This is a genomic window from Deinococcus radiopugnans ATCC 19172 (genome assembly GCF_006335125.1).
In the GTDB taxonomy this organism is placed as follows: Bacteria; Deinococcota; Deinococci; order Deinococcales; family Deinococcaceae; genus Deinococcus; species Deinococcus radiopugnans.
The window spans coordinates 1-13,667 of the sequence record NZ_VDMO01000031.1; the positions used below are offsets into that span (position 1 = coordinate 1).

Consider the following 13,667-nt stretch of genomic DNA (forward strand, 5'->3'; position numbering starts at 1 on the left):
TCGGCGGGTTTTGGAGTCGTCACACACCCAAAACACCGCCGTTTATCCTGCCGATTCGCAACCTGTCACACGTTCAGGGATTTCCCGTCCAGCACAGCCTCAACTCGAAGATGTCCGGTACAGAGGTGTCATTCTATTTTTGAAAGGCCGCTCGGTGGCTAAGCCGAAGAAGATGGTCCAGCGGTCCGTCCGCAAGTTGGCGTTGCCCGGAAGTGCCCTCTTGGACCGGCTGTGCCGGGCGGCTGGACAACTGTATTCTGCGGCGCTGGTCAAGTACTGGCGGATTCTTCGTCAAACAGGCAACGGCAAGAATGGCCGGAAGCCCGTTTTTCTGTCTCAGTACGGCATGGAAAAGCTCTTCCCGAACGACCCCGACCGGGTGCTGCATTCGCACAGTTGCGACGCCGTGGTGGGCCACTTCTACGCGGCGATCAAAAGTGCCAACGAACGCAAGAAAAAGGGCAGCAAGGAAGCCAAGTACCCCCGCAAGCGGAAGCACTTTTTCAAAGTCACCTGGAAGTCCACGGGGATCCGGCTCAAAGCCGGAAGCCTGATCCTGTCCACGGGGAAAGGCGTGGAAGACCTGGTGATCCCCTGGAACCACGCGCTGCCAACGATGGTGGAGATCGGCTGGAAAAAGACCGGCGGCTACGAACTGCGGGCGGTCTACGAGGTGCAGCCGCAGGCTGCACTGGGCACTGGTGTCGCCGGCGTCGACCTCGGAGAGCTCCGCATCGCCAGCGTCTTTGATGGCGAGAAGGCGACCCTGTATTCGGGCCGCTTGCTCAAGAGCAAATCCCGTTACCGGGCCAAAGTCATCTCGAAGCTCGACGCGAAAATCGCGAGAACCAAGAAAGGGACGGCGCACACCAAACCCAGTCGGCGACGCCAGAAGCTGATCAAGGGCAAACGCCGCCTGGTGGCCCGGCTTGAGAACCAGGTTTCCGATATTCTCCACAAGCAAACCGCACATCTTGTTTCCACGCTGCATGCTGCAGGCGTGCAAACGGTCGTCATCGGCGACATCACAGACATCCGCGACGTCATCAAATACGGCCGCAAAGCCAACCAGCGGTTGCACGGCTGGTCGTTTGGACGCTTTCGCCAGATGATCACCTACAAAGCCGCTCAGTTGGGCATGAGGGCGGTGATCGTCGATGAGGCGTACACCTCGCAAACCTGTCCACCTTGCACCAACAGGTACAAGCCCTCAGGGCGTCAATACCAGTGCAAAGCGTGTGGGTTTGTCAGCGACCGAGACGTGGTGGGGTCGATGAACATCCGGGCAAAGTATCTGGGGTCTTTCGGGACCCCCGTAGTTGGGGTCATGGGTCCCCCCGTGCAGGGTGTGCGCTACGCGCATGGTCTGTCACGTCACTTGAATTTGCATTCTTCAAGAATCCCCCGCCTTTAGGCGTGGGGAGACTCAAGAAATCCTCGTCCCTGAGGCCTCAGCCGTCCGCGTGTCGACGCACATCCAATCGGCGCTGCGGTCCGGGCGTGGAATACTGAGCCCCGTCCCACAACCCAGTCCAGTCCGGCGTTCCGTGAGTACTGTTTCCAGCAAGCAGGAGGTCTCCATTGAACTTTCCACCCAACCCGAGTCTGAACGCCCTGGGCTACGACGCGCGGGACCGGGTGGTGATCTTCCATGCCGACGACCTGGGCATGTGCCAGGCCACCATCAGCGCGTATCAGGATCTGCATGAAGCCGGGCTGCTGTCCTCCGCCGCCGTCATGATGCCGTGTGCGTGGGCTCCGGCGGCAGCGCAGGCCATTGGCGCCCTCCCCACGGCGGACGTGGGTGTCCACTGGACCCTGACCAGCGAATGGGGGGCCTACCGCTGGGGACCGCTGACCTGTGCCCCTGCGCTGACCGATGGGCAAGGCTATTTCCACGCCGGAGTGGACGAGGCCAGGCAGGCTGACCCGGCCACCGTCCGCACGGAACTGGCCGCCCAGCTGGACCGCGCCCTGGCCTGGGGCCTGGACCTGACGCACGTAGACGCGCATATGGGCACCGCCGCCCATCCCAGGTACCTGCCTGACCTGCTGACACTGGCGCTGACGCACGGCCTTCCACCGCTGTTTCCCCGGCAAAGCGCGGCGGACTGGCAGGCGGCGGGCCTGACCGGGGAAGATGCCCGGCAGGCCGGACAGGCCGCCTACCAACTGGAGGAACGCGGCGTTCCCCTCGTCGATCACCTGCGGATGTTGCCGCTGGACGTGGGGGGCGATCACACGGCCCTGACCCGCCAGATGTTGCGCGAGTTGCCGCCCGGCATCACCCACTTCATCCTGCATCCGGCGCAGGACACGCCCGAACTGCGGGCCATCTGCGGGGACTGGCCCGCGCGGGTGGCGAATTACCAGGCGTTTCTGAGTCCAGCGTTGCGGCGCGACGTGCACAACCTGGGCCTTCAGGTAATCGGCTACCGCCCGCTGCGTGACCTGCTGCGGCAGAGACTGGCCACGGGCGAGGTGAAATCGTGACGGTTCCGGCCACGCCCGCCGTCCCTGTGGAACTGGACGCCGGAACCACTTCCGCCACCCGCTGGCGCTACGCCGCCATGAATCTGGGGCTGGTGATTCCGGCGCAGGTGTCCAGCTTCTTCTTCCTGTACTACGTGGATCACCTGAAGGCCGATCCGGTGAAGTTCGCGGCGCTGATGACTGCTTTTGCGCTGTACAACGCCATCGACAATCCGGTGATCGGTTACCTCTCGGACCGCACCCGCACGCGTTGGGGCCGCCGCATTCCGTACCTGCTGTTCGCCACGCTGCCCACCCTGCTGTTTCTGGCCCTGCTGTTCAACGCCCCTTTCGATGCCGTGCAGAACCCGGCGGGCGTGCTGCTGTACTTCGGCATGTTGTGGGTGCTGTGGGAAACCACCTTCACGATGGTGGGCACCGGCTATCTGGCCCTGCTGCCGGAGATGTTCCGCTCGTTCGCCGAGCGCACCGACGTGTCGGTCAGGATGAACGCCGTGCAGGTGGTGGGCCTGCTGATCGGGCTGGCGCTGCCTCCCCTGCTGGCGGCGGAAATCGGCTGGGGGCCGATGGGCATTCTGTTCGCGGTGATCTGCGCGGCGGCCATCTACGGCGGCGTGGGGGCGCTCTCTGAGCGGGCAGCGTCGGTGCGGGCCGCGCCGCTGCCGCTGCTGGACGCCCTGCGTTCCACCTTCACCAACCGCAGCTTTCTGACCGTGGTGGCCGCGCAGACCATGCGCTTCGTCGCCACCGGCACGCTCGCCACCGGCATGGGCTTCTTCGTCAAGTACAGCCTCGGAGTGGAGGGCGGCCTGCTGACCACGCTGCTGCTCGCCACTGCCTTCGTGACGGCGGGGGCGCTGCTGTGGCCGTGGCGGCGCTTCGTGGCCCAGAAGTACGGCGCACGCACCACGCTGCTGCTGGCGTTTGCCGTCAGCGGTCTGGCCGTGCTGCCGCTGGCCTTTATCGGCAGCGTTCCCGCGGCCTTCCTGACCACCGCGCTGTTCGGCGTGGGCCTGGCCGGGATGATCCTGATGGGCGATGTGGTGCTGGCCGACGTGATCGACGAGGATGAGCTGCGCACCGGTCAGCGCCGCGAGGGCTCGTATTACGGTCTCTCAGGCCTGATCACCACCCTGAGTACCGGCGTCGTCGCCGCCGTGTTCGGCTGGGTGGCGCTGCGCTACGGCTATGATCCGAAGCTGGACGTGCAGCCCGGCACCGTGGCGCAGGGCTTCCGCCTGTTCATGACGGTGCCGCCGCTGATCGGCTCGGCGCTGGCGGTGGTGTTCTTGTGGTTTTACCCGCTACACGGGGCGCGGTTGCGCGAGGTCCGCCAGCAGTTGGCGGCCCGGCGGGGGGACTGAAGACGCCCTTCAGAGGGGGGCCAGGCGAGGCCGGCGTCAGGTCAGCCGTCCTGAACCACAGGGTCCAGAGCTGCTGCCAGAAGCGGCAGGCCCTGCGGCGCCAGCGCGGCCAGATACGCTTGTGCGGTGAACGGCGGCGCCCGCAGCCGAAGCCGGCCCGCCCGGACGGCCCCGGTCAACCGGTGCGGATCAGCCCCCAGCCGCTTCTGCCTTCGGCGCCCTGGCCGGAATCGGAGACGACTTTCTACCGCAAGGACGTGAGCAAAGGGAGACGCAGGAACGCGAGGCGTTTTGACCCCGCCGCTGCGTTATGTGCTTGACACCAACATCTGCATCATCAAGGACAAACCAGCAGCCGTCTGGAATCGCATTGACAGCCTGCGTCCAGGCGAGGTGGGGCAGAGTGCCGTCACCAAGGCCGAGCGCCTACCCGGGGGCTCCAGATGTGCACGGCGGGACCATCACCTCGCCGCCGTTCTGAGCTTCGCCCCGCATCTGGTGATGTTTCTTTTCGATTCGCAGGTCACGGAGGCGTATGGGCGTGCCCGGGCCGGGCTGCAGCATGCCGGGCCGTCCAGCGGCCCATTGGATGTTCAAATCGCGGCCACGACATCGGCTCACGGCCTGATTCTGGTGACCAACAACATCCGGGAGTTCGCAGGGATGCTGGAATTGAAGATCGGGGCCTGGACCCAGTGCGGGATCGAGACACGATCCGGCGCGGTCTCCTCCGTTCATGAATAAAGTTCCCCTTCTCCCTCTGGAACGCCACGCGCATGCTGACTCCAGCGGCGCTTGACTCGCGCTGCCGCCTACAGGAGGAATCCCATGTCTACAGCCGCTGGAGGTCTGGTCATCGACTGGACGCAGATGACCACCTATAACACCATCATGGCCCTGGCCACCGGGGCCGCCCTGCTCTCGCTGGCTGCCCTGGGCCGCACCGTGGCCCGCAAAGAACCTTTCCACGCCGAGGGCTGGGCGCTCAACTTGGGGGTGCTGGGCTTCATCCTGACCCTGACCGGCGCGCACATGACCCTGACCTGGCCGTTTGCCAAATACTTTCCCTTCGACAACATCATCTTCGGCGAGCCGTCCCTGGCCTTTGGCGTGATTCTGCTGGCCGCCGCGTTCTACGCGTGGAAACGGGCCGCCGCACTGCGCGATCCCGCTACGGTGGGCCGCGAATTGGCCGCCGCCGCGCAGCCCCTCAGTATTTTTGTGACGGGGCTGGGATTGTCGATGATCGCGATTGCCTGTGCAGGTATCGCCTTTCAACTGTTCGCCGCCCCGCCGGAAGAACCCATCTCGGGCCGCTTTGCCCAGTATCCGTGGCTCGAAGCCATCTTTATTTCCGGACTGTACGCCACTGTGGGTCTGACGGCGCTGCTCTACCCCTTCTTCGTGCGTCAGGCGTCGGCGGGTGAGAGTGGAGGTGCCGTTCAGAAGGTCACGGGCGTGTTGCTGGTGCTGGACGGCCTGGCTTTTTTGCTGTTCGGGGCGCTCAACTACTACACGCACATCGGTTTGATCATCAACACCATGCCCAAGCCCTGAAGCACCTTTGGTGGTGAGCGGCAGCGTACCGCCCCGTCGGCGAGAAGCTGCGGTTTGCTGCCTTGCAGCGCGGTGAAAGACCAGGGCCCTTCGCCGCACCCTGAGCGGGCCGGTGCTGGCCACGCCCACGCACATGGCTGCCCTTGTGGCCAGGATTTCTCGTTCCCCCACCCAGAATATTTTTAACTCTGCGGCCTGTCGCCCTCTCTACGCCCCGCCCGCCTGAGCCATGACTCTACGGCGCGCCGAATCCAGCATGAAGCCAGCCAGCCCACCCGGGCCGTGGCCCGACTGCGCCCCCTGACCCGCACGGCGGGTCTGAGCCTGGGTGACCATGACTGTCTGGCCCTGGCCGAGCGGCTGGGCGTCCCAGCGCTCACCACGGGCTGGGTCCGGAGCACCCTGAGCTTGGGCATCGCTACCGAAGTGTTGCGGTGATTCAGCCTTCCACCACTCCCTGGACATTGAGAAGCGCCGTAGCCCTGCCACCGTGCGCTCTCAGGTGACCGACCTGCAGATGCGGCCCCACTGGCAGGATGACGCGTTTATGGATAAGGAGCGGTCTGCCTGGGAGGGGAACAGTGCACTGGAAGCGCACGGTTGACTGGTTGCCATCCGGCCCAGGCCGCACCGCGTCCATCGCCCAAGCGCGTCCTGAACCAGGTCCCGGGCCTTCCTGTACGACGGACGTGCAGCGTTGACCGGATGGGATCGTGAATTCCGGCAGTTGTGGCTGATCAGTGACAGACAGCTCGATTGAGCGAAGCGCAGCGCGATTGCCCGTCAGGGTCAGACCCTGGAAGCTCAGCATCAGCCGTTCCCGCAGCTGGCCCAGCCGCGAGCGAGCGTGACGGGCGCGGGGCGCTACCGGCGGGTGTTGCCGATACGTATGTGGGCTCACGCGCACTGGGGTACAGTTGGCCCTGGGTCCAGGACCGATGCGCGGGGAAGGTCAGGGCCCGGCCTCAGGAGCAGAGAACTCCCGCGTGTCCTTGCGTCAGATGGGCCTGAGTCTTCCATTTCAGACCGTCCCGTGCTTGGAGCCAGACCATTCGCCCAAGACGACCGCACCCGCTCCGGTCCCGTCTCCACCAGGGTTTCAGTTGCGTAATCCGGCCTTTCGCTGCCAGGAGGTGTCATGACTGCATCCGGAACCGTTTTTGTCACCGGGGCCACCGGCTTTATCGGTTCCCGGCTCATTCCCCGCCTGCTGCAGCGGGGGCACACGGTCAGGGCGCTGGTGCGCCGCCCGGAGCACGCCGGCCACCTCAGGGCGCTGGGGGTCCAGCTGCACCCTGGTGACGTCACCCGCCCTGACGGACTGGCAGAGGGCATGCACGGCGCTGACTGGCTGCTGCACCTCGCCAACCACTACTCGCTGCACGAACGGGATGAGGGCATCTACACCCGCGTCAACGTCGAGGGCAACCGCCACGTGATGCAGGCTGCCCTCGATGCCGGCGTCGCCAAGGTGGTCCACGTCAGCTCGGGGGTGAGTTACGGGGTCTCCCCCGATCAGCCGCTGCGCGAGGACAGCCGGGTGGGACCCCACCCGAACGCCTACTGGCGCACCAAACACGCTGGAGATGAGGTGATTCAGGCGTTTGGGGTCCAGGGACTGCCTGTGGTGACGGTGTACCCTGGCGCCGTGGTCGGTGCAGGTGATCCCAATGCCACGGGGCAGTGGATCCGTCGGCTGGTGCGGCAACGTCAGGTGCTGTGGGCGTTTGAGGGGAGCGGCTTTACCTTCGTGCATGTCGACGACGTGGCCGAGTCGATCGTGCGCGCCGCCGAGCGGGAGAACAACGCGGGCGAGCGGTACCTGATTGGCCGGGAATACCTGACCAATCGGGCGTTTGTGGAGCTGGTGGCTGAACTGTCGGGCCGGCCCCGGCCGCCCGTCTTGTTGCCGGATCGCCTCGCCCACACCAGCGCGGCCTTTCTGGGACACCTGGAGCAGTGGACGGGCCTGCCCCCCCTGCTGGGCTTCACTGGGAACAGTGCGCGGCACCTGGCGGCGGGGTTTCGGTTCGGCAGCCACAAGGCGGAGAACGAGCTGGGCCTGAGGTACATGCCGGTCCGTCAGGCCATCGCCGAGGACATCGCCACGTTTTTCCCTGGGAGGTGATTGCGCTGGAAGGAACCTGCCCATGTCTGGAGGTCCATGGCGGCTTCCGCCGCAGAAGACAGAGCAGCACACACGGGCCGTCTGAATCCGTCACGCCCAAATCATCCTTTCGGCACCCGTTCTGGAGGGCATTGGTCTGGAAGAATGAGCCTAAAAACGGAGGCACAGGACGGTTGAGCCAGAAGGCGGTGGAGGTTCTGAGGGCGCTTCCGGTCAGGACGGTAGATGCGCAGAGTGGCCCTGACGGGCTCAAGCAGCCTGAGCCACCGACATTTGACGCCGCCCGGTCAACTTCGTCCCAGATCGATCACGTGCTCAGCTACACTGGAAGCCAATAACGTCCAGATTGGAACTGCGCGTGGCCGTGAGATTTCCGGAACAGGCCTTCCCGCCATGTCGCTGTTGGCCGTCCCACTCCTGCCCGCTCCGCCCCAGATGATCTGCCATTCCCCGCCCCCATTCCTGCCCCGAGGACCATCATGCGTCAATCCATTCTGGCTGTCACCGTGTTGCTCGTCCTCAGCGCCTGCAATTCCCCCACGCCCCCTGGTCCTGGTGGAGAGGGGCCAGTGACCCAGGACCCGGACCCGCAGACCAAACCGCCGTTCGACGTCACCTTCAACCCCGCACACCTGACCCTTTCCAACCTGGAACAGGGCAAAATCGGCTTCAACCTGGTCTGGAACACGTATCGGGGGAGTCTGTGGTACAACCTCGACTTCAACGAGACGAGTTCCCTCCTGAAGGCAAAATTGCAGAAGGACGGCACCTCCAACTGGATCAGCATTGACGCCACGACTGTGCCTCCCGGTGAATACGCGCTCGGTCTGGTGGTTCAGGATGAGGGCAAAACCCGCAGCGTGACCCGGACCGTCAGGATCACCGTGACGCAGGATGCCAGCCTGCCGGCCATCGCGCCACTGAGTCGCGTCCGGGTGCTGCCTGGCCAGACCGTCAGAGTGCCGCTGCAGATCACGCCGCCAGCCGATGGGACGCCGCCCGGCCCCGCCGTGATCAGCAGTCCCGCCCCTGACCTGCTCAGTGCCACGCTGATCGGCAACGACGTGATCTTGCAGGCCAGTCCGGGCGCGCTCCCGCAAGGATTGATTCCGGTGACCGTCCAGGTCACGGCTGGGGCCAGGTCAGCGGCGGTGCGCCTCCCGGTCGAGATCGGCACCCTGATCGAACGCGAGTATGACCGCTTCAACGCCTTGCGGAGTCAGGCCAATCTGCCCGCCGTGGCCTTTGATGTCGACGCCAGCATGAACTGCTGGATGAACGGGCGCTACATGCTGGTCAACAAGCGCATCGAGCACAACCAGAACCCGGCCCTCCCCTTCGCGTCGCCGGAAGGACAGGCCTGCGCGACCAACAGCAACCTGGCCGTCAGTTATTCCCCGGTGGCCGCGCTGGGCAGCATCTCCCCCAGCACGACAATTCTGTTCACTGCGCCCTTCCACGCCCTGGGCATGCTCCAGCCGGGTCAGACCCGCGTCGGGATCGGCACGTTTACCGCTCCCGGTCCAACACCGGACTCCGCTTCCATGGGCAGCGGCATTACTTCGGCGCGTGGGAGCGTCACAGGGAAGCGCGCACCGATGACTTTCCCGGGCAACGGGGCCACCACCGATCTCGCCAGTTATAACGGCGGAGAATGGCCTGATCCCCTCACCGCCTGTCCCGGCTTTGATGCCCGCCAGGCGGGGCTGCCCCTGATCGCCGCCACGTTTGAGTCCGGTGAGACGACGGCCACCGAGGCGTCCCTGACCGTGGCAGGTCAGGGAGTCAAGGTCTGTGCCTATGGCAGCGCCCAGTACGTGAACACCAAGGATCAGCCCGGCAACTATGTCGGCGGTCCGGTGACAGCCCAGGACCTGGGGCGCAGCCTGATGCGCAGCAGTGGCGCCGTCTTCCTGATCCCGGCCCAGCCCCTGAAGCCCGGGCAGACCTATCAGGCCAGCGTGAAGATCAACGGCAAGGTCACGCAGTGGAGCTTCAAGACGGCCGGCAAGTTCATGCCGCAATCCCTCGATGGGCCAGCACAGCAGCAGATGCACTGAGAGTCAAGTGCTCTGCTCTTCAGGACCTGGACGCCATGAAGCACAGACTCAGGCTTGCCCCCAGCCGTAGGCTGGACAGCGGGGCCCTGCAAGAAAATCCGCCAGTTCACCGAAGAGCAGATCATCAGGCTTCTCCAGGATGGCAAAAAGAGAGAAACTGGGCCTGCCCCGCCGTTGTGGTTCTTCCGCACCCGATGGGTGACCAGCGTCTGGATATCGGACACCAGCTCTGGACGACCCAGCAGCGTCGTCGCTTCCCGGCGGCGCTACCGCCTGGGCCTGGCGCCGCACCTGCTGGAACGCGCCGATCCCGAAGTCATTCGCCGGGAAGCTGCCTCTGGCCCCGCGTGGCCCCGCGCCGCCAGCGGATCTCGGCCGGGCGGCGGGCACCCATGCCATCCGCCAGACACCGCCTGCCGCTGGAGCAAGGCGAGTGGGGCGCAGCGGAGTCAGTCGTTCAGCCCTGCGAGACGCGGCATAGCCTTCCCACGGCGCTGAGCGACACATCCTGACCGCACCTGGACGAGGTGGGGCGGCTGTCCACTTTTACACCTGGTCAAACTGTGGGCCTCCCGTGGTCCTATGCTGAAAGCTCAGATGGACGTTCCCTTGACCGTGCTGGGCCAGCGCCTCCGCGTGTTGACGACACGCCGCGTCGGTCTGGCTGCGTACCTGTGGGGTGAGGCAGGCATCGGCAAGTCCTACACCAGCCGCGCGGTGCTGCGCGGCACACCGTACCGCAGTCTGACGCTGCCGGCCCGACTGTCCCTGCCCGAACTGGTCCGCACCCTGCCGCGTCCGGTCCGCCAGCGTGATTGGACGCAGGCGGCGCTGGACCGTCTGGAAACGGACCAGACCGTGACGGTGCCGACGGCCGATCTTCTGGCCGCGCTGTTGGGCCAGCTCGCGCCCTTCGCGCTGTGTCTTGAGGACCTGCATGAAGCGGACGCCGCGCGCGTTCAGCTGACGGTTCAGCTGGCCGGCGCCGTGGGCCGCACCCGTGGGGCCGCCCTGCTGGTCAGCAGCCGCCTGCCACCGCCAGCAGACTGGCCCGAGAGTGCGCTGCTCGTGGCCCTGGAGCGCCTGGGGCCCCAGGCCAGCGCCGCCCTGCTGACCGCCGAAGCTGGGGCCGAATTGCCCGCCAGCACACTGACCTGGGTCTACGAGCGGGCACGTGGCAATCCGCTGTTCACGCTGGAATATTTCCGGCTGCTGGCGCGGCAAGGCCACCTGTGGAACAGCGGGGACCGCTGGCGCTGGCGCGCGCCGCAGGGCCATTCACTGCCGGGAACGGTCGAGGCCATTATCGGGCGCACCTTGCAAGATGTGGGCGGGGCTCCGCTGGAACATGTGCTGGACGCCCTGGCGCTGTTGCCTGGAGCCGCAGCCCCCCTGCTGGCCGATTGCGCGGGCCAGTCCGTGACAGAAGTCAGGCAGGCGCTGGGCCGACTTGAACGACTGGGCATCGTCACCAGGGGGCAGTTCGTCCATCCGCTGTACCGCGAAGTCTTCCGGCAGAGCCGTTCCGGTGAGCAGCGGCAGGGTGCGGCGCGGCGGGCCGTGCGGGCGCTGGAGGGGCAGCCGGGACGCGCCGCCGCCTTTGCCGAGGAAGCGCAGTTGCCCACCGAACAGGCGCTGGCCCTGTACGCCCACGCGGCCCAGGCGGCGGCGGGTCCGAATGAGGCCGCCCGCTTTCAGGCGCTGGCGGCCGGGCGCGCCGCAGGCGAGGAGCGTGCCCGGCTGGCCCTGACGGCGGCGTCCACGCTCCAGAACAGCGATCTGGGCGAGGCTGCCCGGTTGGGCGAACTGGCCCTGGCGGCTCTGCCCAACGATCTGGCAGTGCGCCTTCAGGTCGCCGAATTGCAGGCACAACGGGGCCTGCTGGATTCAGCGCTGACCCTGCTGGACCTCTTTGCCGAGCACCCTGGCGCGTGGCAGCGCCAGCTCTCGGTGCGGCTGCTGGGCGGCGATACCGCCGGGGCGCTGGCCCTGTGGCGCGAACATGCGCAGGACCAGGCCCTGGCCAGCGTCAAACTCATCAGCCGGGTGGCGGGCGCGCTGGTGCTGGGCGGGCAGCCCGCTGAAGCCCAGGTGCTGGCCGGAGCCGCCCTCTCCAGAGGGATGACCCCCGAGGAACGCGCCGCCCTGCTCAATGCGCTGGCCAACGCCTATTTCTACCAGGGACAACTGCCGCAGGCGCACGGGGTCTGGGCCGAGCTGATCGCCCTGAGCCAGCAACACGGGTTCCGGCGGCAGCGGGCGGCGGCGCTGGTGAACCGCTCACAGGCGCGGTTGCGCGCAGGCGAGGCCGACGCCGCCAGGCCGGACATCGAGGAAGCGGTGGGCGAACTGCTGGCGGTAGGTGACCTGCGCGCTTACGCCCATTCGCTGGTCATGCTGGGTGACCTGTTGACCCGCCAGACCCAGTTCGAGGGCGCCGAGGAACGGCTTCAGGAGGCGGTCTCGGTGCTGGATGGACAGCTCTCCCCCATCCTGATCAATGCCGAGCTGGCGCTGGGCAGCCTGTACACGGAGTGGCTCACCCCACACGCCCCTTACCTGGCGCTGAGACACGCCCGCAACGCGGTCAACCTGGCCCGGCGGCTGGGCAATCCGCCGCTGACCACCACCAGCCTGGCGCTGCTCGCGCAGGCCGAGATTCTGAACGGTCAGGCGGACGTGGGGCTCGGGACATCCGACGCCGCCCTGGCGCTGGCCGGGACCCTGTCCCAGCCCTATCTGCGGGTCAGCGCACTGAACTCGCGCGGCCTGGCCCTGCGCGCCCTGGAGCGGCGGGAAGAGGCGCACGGGGCATTTCAGATGGCGCTGGAGGCTGCGGACGCCGCCGAACTGCACGAAGCGGCGTGGCAATGCCGCCTGGAACTGGCCCGTGAGCAGCGTGATCCTGATGCGGCGCGGGCGTGCCTGGACTGGTTCACCGCCCGGCATCTGCCGCTCAACGTGGCCGCCGTGACGCGCGCCTTTCCAGACCTGCAGCCGGAACCGCACGGGGATTCGGAAGTGGCGCAGCCGGACCCCGGCCCCCCAGCGCTGCGCCTGAGCGTGCTGGGGGACATGCGCTTCGGCACCCCCGACGCCACGCTCGCAGTGCGGGGCCGCAAACGCCGCGAGCTGCTGGCCTGCCTGCTCGAAAGCCGCCTGCGGGGGCGTCCGGACGTGCCCCGCCTGACGCTGACCGACGCCCTGTATCCCAGCGCGGAGGAGGGTCAGGCAGCGTCGGCCCTCAAGGAACTGGTTCACCAGACCCGCGCGGCACTCTCGCCAGGCGTCATCCAGACCACCGAGAACGGGTACGCGCTGGGCGAGGTGCAGTCCGACGCCGAACTGTTCTTGCAGGGCGGCGACACGGCCCTGTGGCGCGGCCCCTACCTGGCCGGCGAGGAACCGGAATCCGGCAGCCTGATGGCCGACACGCTCTACGGCGCGCTGCTCAGCCACGCCGGGGCGCTGTGCGCGCAAAACCCTGCCGAGGCCGCCCGCGTGGGCCGCCTGCTGTGCGAGGCCGCTCCCTACGACCGGGCCTGCCTGGCCCTGACCCTGCGGGCGCTGCGGGCCGCCGGCAACCACCGCAGTCTGGGCCGTTTTTACGCTGCCGCGCGGCAGGGGTTCGGGGAAGTGGGCGAGACGTTGCCCGCGGACTGGCTCACTTTTCTGGACGGCCACGTCACGGCCTGAGCCTCAGCGCCACCGCAGCGGCACGAACGCCAGTGCGCCCAGCACAAAAGCCTTGCGGCAGCTCCGGGGAATCCCGGCATTCAGGCCCTCCAGCACGGTGCGGGTCTTCCATCGCCCGTTCATGGCGCCTCTTTTGACCGCAACGGCACGCACGGCTGCGCCGCACACCTGGGCCGGGGCGGCGTGGGCGGGGCGGCACAACTCCCCCTTTTGCTGACCGCCGTATCACCGGGGACGGCCCATCGTGTGGAGACAAGGAGGAAGGACATCCATCGGAACACGGTCGGCTCTGGTGTTCAACAGCTTCTGCCACTTCGGAAACGTGGGCGTACTTGCCCGCCTCCGGCGCGGCCCTTCAGTCCCAGGGGG

The 13,667-nt window shown here is 66.8% G+C and carries 10 protein-coding genes; 9 read left to right on the plus strand and 1 reads right to left on the minus strand.

What is annotated here, in order from left to right; all coding sequences use genetic code 11:
- The 3 genes from FHR04_RS18475 to FHR04_RS18485 all read left to right on the plus strand — a co-directional run.
- On the plus strand, positions 1-1,414 hold a 1,414-nt coding region (locus FHR04_RS18475), incomplete at its 5' end, for an RNA-guided endonuclease InsQ/TnpB family protein (protein WP_211344217.1).
- A gap of 167 nt (positions 1,415-1,581) precedes the next feature.
- Positions 1,582-2,493: a polysaccharide deacetylase family protein gene (locus tag FHR04_RS18480; protein WP_211344218.1), complete on the plus strand. Its 912-nt coding sequence runs from the start codon at positions 1,582-1,584 to the stop codon at positions 2,491-2,493.
- Positions 2,490-3,857: an MFS transporter gene (locus FHR04_RS18485; RefSeq protein ID WP_249039213.1), complete on the plus strand. Its 1,368-nt coding sequence runs from the start codon at positions 2,490-2,492 to the stop codon at positions 3,855-3,857. The genes FHR04_RS18480 and FHR04_RS18485 overlap by 4 nt, the downstream gene beginning before the upstream one ends.
- A gap of 41 nt (positions 3,858-3,898) precedes the next feature.
- Here the strand turns inward: FHR04_RS18485 and FHR04_RS21765 are convergent, their stop codons facing one another.
- Positions 3,899-4,057 carry a VapC50 family PIN domain-containing toxin gene (locus FHR04_RS21765; RefSeq protein ID WP_476699084.1) on the minus strand — a complete coding sequence of 53 codons (159 nt, stop codon included), beginning with the start codon at positions 4,055-4,057 and terminating at the stop codon, positions 3,899-3,901.
- A 91-nt stretch (positions 4,058-4,148) separates the two neighbouring features.
- Here FHR04_RS21765 and FHR04_RS18495 point away from each other — a divergent pair, with 91 nt between their 5' ends.
- The 6 genes from FHR04_RS18495 (at position 4,149) to FHR04_RS21065 (ending at position 13,298) form a co-directional block, all read left to right on the plus strand.
- A complete protein-coding gene (locus tag FHR04_RS18495; RefSeq protein ID WP_139404687.1) occupies positions 4,149-4,601 on the plus strand; it encodes a PIN domain-containing protein in 453 nt (150 codons plus the stop codon).
- Between the two features lie 84 nt (positions 4,602-4,685).
- Positions 4,686-5,414, plus strand: coding sequence for a DUF981 family protein (locus FHR04_RS18500; protein WP_139404688.1), 729 nt, complete (start codon positions 4,686-4,688; stop codon positions 5,412-5,414).
- 282 nt (positions 5,415-5,696) lie between these two features.
- The gene (locus tag FHR04_RS18505) at positions 5,697-5,852 is read left to right on the plus strand and encodes a PIN domain-containing protein (RefSeq protein ID WP_183944842.1); all 156 of its coding nucleotides are present in this window, start codon (positions 5,697-5,699) and stop codon (positions 5,850-5,852) included.
- A gap of 700 nt (positions 5,853-6,552) precedes the next feature.
- Entirely contained in the window at positions 6,553-7,542 is a 990-nt protein-coding gene (locus FHR04_RS18510; protein WP_139404689.1) for an NAD-dependent epimerase/dehydratase family protein, read from the plus strand.
- Positions 7,543-8,021: 479 nt separating this feature from the next.
- Complete coding sequence (locus FHR04_RS18515) at positions 8,022-9,602, plus strand: CAP domain-containing protein (protein ID WP_139404690.1); 1,581 nt, start codon at positions 8,022-8,024, stop codon at positions 9,600-9,602.
- A gap of 597 nt (positions 9,603-10,199) precedes the next feature.
- The gene (locus FHR04_RS21065) at positions 10,200-13,298 is read left to right on the plus strand and encodes an ATP-binding protein (protein WP_170214018.1); all 3,099 of its coding nucleotides are present in this window, start codon (positions 10,200-10,202) and stop codon (positions 13,296-13,298) included.
- Positions 13,299-13,667 lie beyond the last annotated feature (369 nt).

Excerpts from the sequence above, each read along its gene's own strand:
- FHR04_RS18500 (WP_139404688.1), top strand. The coding sequence starts at position 4,686 with ATGTCTACAGCCGCTGGAGGTCTGGTCATCGACTGGACGCAGATGACC.
- FHR04_RS18510 (WP_139404689.1), top strand. The coding sequence starts at position 6,553 with ATGACTGCATCCGGAACCGTTTTTGTCACCGGGGCCACCGGCTTTATC.
- FHR04_RS18515 (WP_139404690.1), top strand. The coding sequence starts at position 8,022 with ATGCGTCAATCCATTCTGGCTGTCACCGTGTTGCTCGTCCTCAGCGCC.
- FHR04_RS21065 (WP_170214018.1), top strand. The coding sequence starts at position 10,200 with ATGGACGTTCCCTTGACCGTGCTGGGCCAGCGCCTCCGCGTGTTGACG.